General features: G+C 65.3%; 6 protein-coding genes. 3 read left to right on the top strand and 3 right to left on the bottom strand.

Translation table 11 applies throughout. The annotated features are described in order from the left end of the window. The coding region (locus tag ABB26_RS18565) for a transposase (protein WP_152982569.1) at positions 1-163 on the bottom strand (163 nt) is incomplete at its 3' end. 37 nt (positions 164-200) lie between these two features. Between ABB26_RS18565 and ABB26_RS05685 the strand changes: the two genes are divergently transcribed. Then, complete coding sequence (locus ABB26_RS05685; RefSeq protein ID WP_245626142.1) at positions 201-1820, top strand: tetratricopeptide repeat protein; 1620 nt, start codon at positions 201-203, stop codon at positions 1818-1820. A 91-nt stretch (positions 1821-1911) separates the two neighbouring features. Here ABB26_RS05685 and ABB26_RS05680 read toward each other — a convergent pair whose 3' ends face one another. Beyond that, a complete protein-coding gene (locus ABB26_RS05680; protein WP_057632708.1) occupies positions 1912-3027 on the bottom strand; it encodes an alpha/beta fold hydrolase in 1116 nt (371 codons plus the stop codon). A 132-nt stretch (positions 3028-3159) separates the two neighbouring features. Then, complete coding sequence (locus ABB26_RS05675; protein WP_057632707.1) at positions 3160-4041, bottom strand: LysR substrate-binding domain-containing protein; 882 nt, start codon at positions 4039-4041, stop codon at positions 3160-3162. Positions 4042-4202: 161 nt separating this feature from the next. Between ABB26_RS05675 and ABB26_RS05670 the strand changes: the two genes are divergently transcribed. Together ABB26_RS05670 and ABB26_RS05665 are read left to right on the top strand one after the other, a co-directional pair. Next, positions 4203-4832, top strand: a complete 630-nt coding sequence (locus tag ABB26_RS05670; protein ID WP_338062613.1) for an ankyrin repeat domain-containing protein — start codon at positions 4203-4205, stop codon at positions 4830-4832. Between the two features lie 49 nt (positions 4833-4881). Beyond that, positions 4882-6336 (top strand): amidohydrolase family protein, encoded by a 1455-nt coding sequence (locus tag ABB26_RS05665; protein WP_057632705.1) that lies wholly within the window; start codon positions 4882-4884, stop codon positions 6334-6336. Positions 6337-6461 lie beyond the last annotated feature (125 nt).

Here is a 6461-nt window from a genome sequence, read left to right as displayed (position 1 = left end):
CTCGGCGGCCTACCTCTCCTAAGCCGTGCTGACGTCTCCAACCATACAAACTGTGGACCGATACACCCAGCCGCTCAGCAACCTCAGCTACTGGCCGGCCATATTCGACAATTTGCCGAACCGCCTCGATCTTGAACTCATCCGTGTAACGTTTCGTACTCATAACCACCTCCGCCTAAGCCATAGTTTATGGCTGCGAGGTGTCTACGAAATCCTGGGCGATTCAAAACGATGCGGCGACGGCTTCCCGCAGTGCATTGCCCTTGTTCGAAACCTTCGGCGACCTGCACCGCGATATAGCCACGCGCGTGCCGGAGGCGCAGCGCTATTTCGATCAGGGTTTACGCCTGACTTACGGTTTCAATCACGAAGCCGCCGGGCGCGCCTTTGCCGAGGCGGCGCGGTTGGATCCGCAATGTGCGATATGCGTGTGGGGGCAGGCGCTGGTGCTGGGGCCGAACATCAATCTGCCGATGGACCCAGCCTTGGCCAAGGACGCCACCGCCTTGGCTGCGCGTGCTGCAAGCCTCGCCAGCCATGCGAAGCCGGCTGATCGCGCGTTGATCCAGGCGCTGCAGGTGCGCTACGCCGATCCGGCACCGGAGGATCGCAAACCGCTGGACCAGCGCTATGCCGAGGCGATGGCGGGCGTGGTCGCGCAGTTTCCGGATGATGACGATGCCGCGACGCTGTACGCCGAAGCCTTGATGAATCTCTCGCCGTGGGCGTACTGGCAGGCGAATGGGGCACCCGCTGAATTCACTCCCAAGCTGGTCGCGGAACTTGAGCGCGTACTGGCACGTAATCCGCGTCATATCGGTGCGATGCATTACTACATCCACGCCATCGAAGCATCGCCGGAACCGCAACGCGCCGAGCCGCAGGCAGATGCCCTGGCCGCACTCGCACCGGGCTCCGGCCATCTCGTGCATATGCCCGCCCACATCTACATCCGCGTGGGCCGCTACCACGACGCAACGCTGACCAATCTGGCCGCGACCACCGCCGACAAGGATTTTCTTGCGGTGTGCCGTGGCAGCAACGGTGTCTACCCATTGGGCTACGTGCCGCACAACTGGCACTTCGCGACGATGACCACCGGCTTGACCGGCTCGCGCACGCTGGCGATGCAGGCCGCCACGCAGACCGCGAACCGGGCCGATCGCGATGCGATGGGGCGGGCACCGATGCAGTTCATGCAGCAGTTCGTGGTTGCGCCGCTACTCACCCAGGTTCGCTTCGGTGAATGGGATGCGATCCTCACTGACGCATCTCCCCCGCCGGAACTCCCCTACCCCGCAGCGATCCGGCACTTCGCCCGGGGCATGGCGCACGCGCGCAAAGGCGCGTTGGCCGAAGCCGCACGCGAAGCCGACGCACTTCATGTGATCGCCGCAAACCCGGCAATGGCGCAGATCAGCTTCTTCGACATCAACCACGCCGATGGCGTACTGAAGGTCGCCGATGCGCTGCTGCGTGGTGAGGTGTTGCGCGCACAGGGCAAGCAGGCAGAAGCCATCGCGGCATTGCGTGCAGCCGCCGTCGCCGAGGACGCGCTGGCCTACAACGAACCGGCTGACTGGCCACTGCCGGTGCGCCCGTATCTGGGTGCCGCGCTGCTTGATGCCGGTGATGCAAAGGGCGCTGCGGAAGCTTTCTCGCAGGACCTCAAAACCTATCCCGCCAACGGCTGGTCGCTGCTCGGTTTAGCACAGGCACAACAGGCGCTGGGCCAGACCGATGCGGCCAGCGAGACATCGCGCCAGCAAGCGAAGGCTTGGCAATGGGCGGATGCGCCGTTGACGGCGGCGCGCTACTGAGCGGAGAACGCACGTCTTCGGAAGCACCACACCGGTCAGCACATCGCAGTGCCTGGCGTTCGATCAGTCGACCGATCGAACGCCGGTGAACTCAACGCGATGCATCCACCAACTCATCAGCCGCAAGCGGGCGCACAACCTGCACCAGCGACAACAACGTCTTGCCCGGCTCTTCGTTCATCACTTCATGTGCGGAATTTTCAAACCACACCACGCGCTTGGACGGTGCCTGCAGGCGCTCGAACCACTCGGCGGCCACCGTCGATGACACATTGATGTCGTGCCGGCCGAGGAACAGGATCACGGGACAATCCAACGTGCGGACGTCATTGAAATCGGTAGTCAGCACGTTCGACAGCAATGCGTTCTCCGAGGCTTCGTTGCCCTGCCACACCTTGGCCAGATCGTCGTCGGTGTATTCGGGTGAAAGCTTGATGGCTGCGGCTTCTGCACCCCCACCGTTGCGCCCGTACACCATGCCGCCGTAGTGATTGAGCCACTTGCGCTGTTTCATCAGGTCCGCCAGCGGAACCGGCGTACTGCCCTGCGCGTAAGGTGCAACCGATTGCAGATCGGACACGGCTTCGGCATTGCCATCCTGTTGCGCCTGCTGCAGCGTCCACGCCCAACCCCGACGCTCGCTTTCCGGGCCATTGGCCAACTGGCCCATGCCGATATAGGCGTGCAGCCATTCCGGTCGCTTACGCGCCAGTTCCAAGCCCAGGTAGCTGCCCCAGGAATGCCCGAGCACGAAGATCTTGTCCTTGCCCAGTTCGCGGCGCACCCAGGCAACCATCTCTTCGGCATCGGCATTCATCCGCGCGATGGTCATGGTCGGCACGACAGTCGCGGGGTCATTCGACGTGTAGGTTTTGCCGGCACCGCGTTGGTCCCATTGCACCACGGTGAAGTATTCCTCCCAACCGCGCTGGAAGTACCAACTGGTCGGCATCGCCACCCAGCCCGGCCCGCCATGCAGCATCAACAGCACCGGGTTGCGCGGATCGTTGCCACGGATGCTGACCCACTGGTCGATGCCGCCGATGCGCACCTTCTCCAAGCGTTCGATGCCACCGGGCACGACGATCTTGCGCATGTCGGCGATGGCAGCGGTTGCATCGGCACGCGTGAACGGACGCGGCGCGTTCGTGGCGGATGCGCTGACCGCTGTCAGGGTGAGCAGGATCAGTAACAGGAAACTCCGCATGCCGGCACCGTTGACGCAATCAGGAATCGCCGAGGGTAACCCGCGCCATCCATACGGCCATGGCCGAGTTTGAATTGTTGCAACCCACTGCCCGTATCTCGCCAGCCTCTGGCACCAGACAGCGCCCAGCGCTTACGCCTGCGCCTCTCCCAGCATCCGCACCAGCATCGCCGCCAGCACCTTGACCTCCGGATCGGCGGACGGGCGATGCAGCAGCACCAGTTCAATGCTGTCGATCACCGGCAAGCCACTTTCCGGCCCGAGCACCACGTGCGCGGCAGTCACCGCACGCGCCGGCAACAGGCTGATGCCCAATCCATCGCCCACCGCCGCCTGGATGCCACCCAGGCTGGAACTGGTGAAACTGATGCGCCACGCGCGGCCCAAGGCTTCGATGGCATCGATCATGTCCTCGCGGTAAAGCCCGCGCGGCGGGAACGCCACCAGCGGCACCGGCTCGTTGCCGAATGCCGGGCTCGCTGCGCCGTCGATCCAGCACATCGGCTCGGGCCAGCAGGCCACGCCTTCACGACTGCCGCGCCGTTGCTTGACCAGCACCAGATCCAGTTCACCGCGGTCATAGCCTTCGCCCAGGGCGCGGCTCAAGCCGCTGCTGACTTCCAGCTTCACCCGCGGATGATCGCGACTGAACTCGGCCAGCAGCCGCGTGGTGCGGCCGGCAGCGAAATCCTCCGGCACGCCGAAGCGGATGGTGATCGGCGCGCCGCCGCTGGACAGCGCCTCGGCCAGTTCCTCGTTCAAGGCCAGCATGCGCCGCGCGTAGCCCAGCACGGTTTCGCCAATGTCGGTCGGGCGGACGTCGCGCGCACCCCGGTCCAGCAACCGATGCCCTGCAAGGTCTTCCAGCCGCCGCAGCTTCTGGCTGATGGTCGACTGGGTGGAATGCAGGCGCGTGGCGGCCACCGTGAAACTGCCGCAATCGGCCACCGTCACCAGCGCCCGCAGCAGGTCCAGGTCGAACAGCGCTCTATTTGATTTCGAAATATCACCCATCTACATATTTAATTTCTGGATGAAAGAGCCGACTTGTAGCATCGGCGCATGGCCGGCGCAAACGCTCGCCCGGCAGCACCCGGCGGTGCGTATGCGCCGTCACGCAACAGGAGAACACCATGGCTGCCCGACACTGGGTCACCACACATGCGCTGGCAGCAATGCTGGCGTCCTGCGCGGCAGGCGCCGATACCGGCCCGCAGAACCGGCAGCTGCATCACGCCGCCAGCGCCGGCAACGCGGACGATGTCCGGCGCCTGCTCGAAGCCGGTGCCAACCTTGAAGCACGTGATGCCGAAGGCAGAACGCCGCTGCTCGCCGCCGTACGTGAGCGCCAGACGGCTGCCGCACTGGCGCTGATCGACGCCGGCGCCAACGTCAACGCCAAGGACGCCATCAACGACAGCGCCTACCTGCTGGCCGGCGCCAACGGCCAGCTGGAGATCCTGCGCAGCACGCTGCAGCACGGCGCTGACCTGCGCAGTACCAACCGCTACGGTGGCACCGCACTGATACCGGCCGCCGAGCGTGGCCATGTCGAGGTTGTGCGCACGCTGATCGACGCCGGCGTGGCGGTGGATCACGTCAACAACCTCGGCTGGACCGCCTTGCTGGAGGCCATCATCCTCGGCGATGGCGGCCCGGCGCACGTGTCCATCGTGAAATTGCTGATCGACGCCGGCGCCGACGTGAATCTCGCCGATGGCGACGGCGTCACGCCCCTGCAGCACGCCCGCCAACGCCGGCAGAGCGAAAACATCCGCCTGCTGCTCGCTGCCAACGCAGTCTGAGCACGGCACACTCACACCGTACCCGCCGCACATCACAGGTAACGCTTGCATGAAAACCCCGCTGTCCCTCGCCCTGTCGGCACTGCTCTTTGCCGCCGCACCGGTCATTGCCGCCGAATCCACGGCCGATGTACTGATCCGCCACGCCACCGTCGTCGATGTCGAACACGGCACCACCCGCGCCAGCCAGACCGTGGTCATTCGCGGCGATGACATCGTCGCCGTCGGCGACGACCAGGCCCTGGCCCGCCAGTGGCGCGCGGCCAGGACCATCGACGCGAAGAACCGCTATCTGATCCCCGGCCTGTGGGACATGCACGTGCATTTCGGCGGCGGCCCGGAACTGATCGAAGAGAACAAGGCACTGCTGCCGCTGTACGTGGCACATGGCATCACCACGGTGCGCGACGCCTCCGGTGACCTGGCCGAGCAGGTGTTGTCGTGGCGCGGACAGATCGCCAGCGGCCAGTTGTTCGGGCCACAGCTGTTCACCTCCGGCGCCAAGATCGAAGGCATCGCACCGGTGTGGAAGGGCACCATCGAAGCCGGTGACAAGCCCGGCGTGGATGCCGCGCTGGACCGCGAACAGCGTGACCAGGTGGACTTCGTCAAGATCACCGACAGCACGCTCACACCCGAGTTGTTCCTGTACGCGCTAAGCCAGGCCAAGCAGCGTGGTCTTCGCACGTCCGGGCACATCCCGATGGCGCTCACCGTAAGCCAGGCGGTGGATGCCGGCATCAGCTCCATCGAGCACCTGGACTACGCCTACAAGGCCGGCGTGAAGGACGAAGCCGCGATTGCCGCCGACTTCGCCGCAGGCCGCATCGACCGCGCAGAAGCCAATCGCCGCCTGCATGCCGGCTTCGACCGTGACACCGCGATGGCCGCCTACCGTCGCTTCGCCGAACTGGGCGTGGCGGTGACACCCACGCTGGATGGCGGCCGCATCATCGACTTCCTCGACGTCGAGCCGCACGACAACGATGCCTACCTGGCCTACATCGGCCCTGGCCTGCGCAAGACCTACGCCTGGCGCGTGGAGCGCGCGGCCAAGGCCACGCCGGAGCAGGTCCAGGCCCGCCATGCGCGCTACTCGCAGGTCGCCGCGGTGCTACCGATGCTGCAGGAAGCCGGTGTGCACATCATGGCCGGTACCGATGCGGGCTTCCTCAACTCGTACAACTATCCCGGCATCGGCCTGCACAACGAGTTGAGCCTGTACGTGCGTGAAGGCCTGACCCCGCCGCAGGCGCTGACCGCAGCCACCCGCGCCGGCCCGGCATGGTTCGGCAAGCTGGACCGTTACGGTGCGGTGGAAACCGGCAAGGCCGCCGACCTGGTGCTGCTGGAGCGCAACCCGCTGCAGGACATCGAAGCCACGCGTTCGATCAACACCGTGATCCTGCGCGGCCAGGTGCATGACCGCGCTGCACTCGACGCGATGCTCGACACCGCGAAAGCCAAGGTCGCGGCCTGGAACCAGGAAGCCGCGACTCAGTAAAGCGGCACGCTTCCTCGCCGCATCCCGCGATGGCGGATCACGCAAGTGGTCCGCCATTTTCTTTGGAAATCCCGCAGGTGCGCGCGTCCCGACACCTGGCAGCACCGGCAGCTTGGCCTTGCAGA

Origin of the sequence: Stenotrophomonas humi (assembly GCF_001431415.1) — a bacterium.
In the GTDB taxonomy this organism is placed as follows: Bacteria; Pseudomonadota; Gammaproteobacteria; order Xanthomonadales; family Xanthomonadaceae; genus Stenotrophomonas; species Stenotrophomonas humi.
Note: the sequence above shows the minus strand (reverse complement) of the source record. Positions and strands in the feature narration are given on the sequence as shown.

What these genes read in the sequence shown, in the direction of transcription:
- ABB26_RS05680 (WP_057632708.1), bottom strand. Translation starts at nt 3,027, where the DNA reads ATGCGGAGTTTCCTGTTACTGATCCTGCTCACCCTGACAGCGGTCAGC.
- ABB26_RS05675 (WP_057632707.1), bottom strand. Translation starts at nt 4,041, where the DNA reads ATGGGTGATATTTCGAAATCAAATAGAGCGCTGTTCGACCTGGACCTG.
- ABB26_RS05670 (WP_338062613.1), top strand. Translation starts at nt 4,203, where the DNA reads ATGCTGGCGTCCTGCGCGGCAGGCGCCGATACCGGCCCGCAGAACCGG.
- ABB26_RS05665 (WP_057632705.1), top strand. Translation starts at nt 4,882, where the DNA reads ATGAAAACCCCGCTGTCCCTCGCCCTGTCGGCACTGCTCTTTGCCGCC.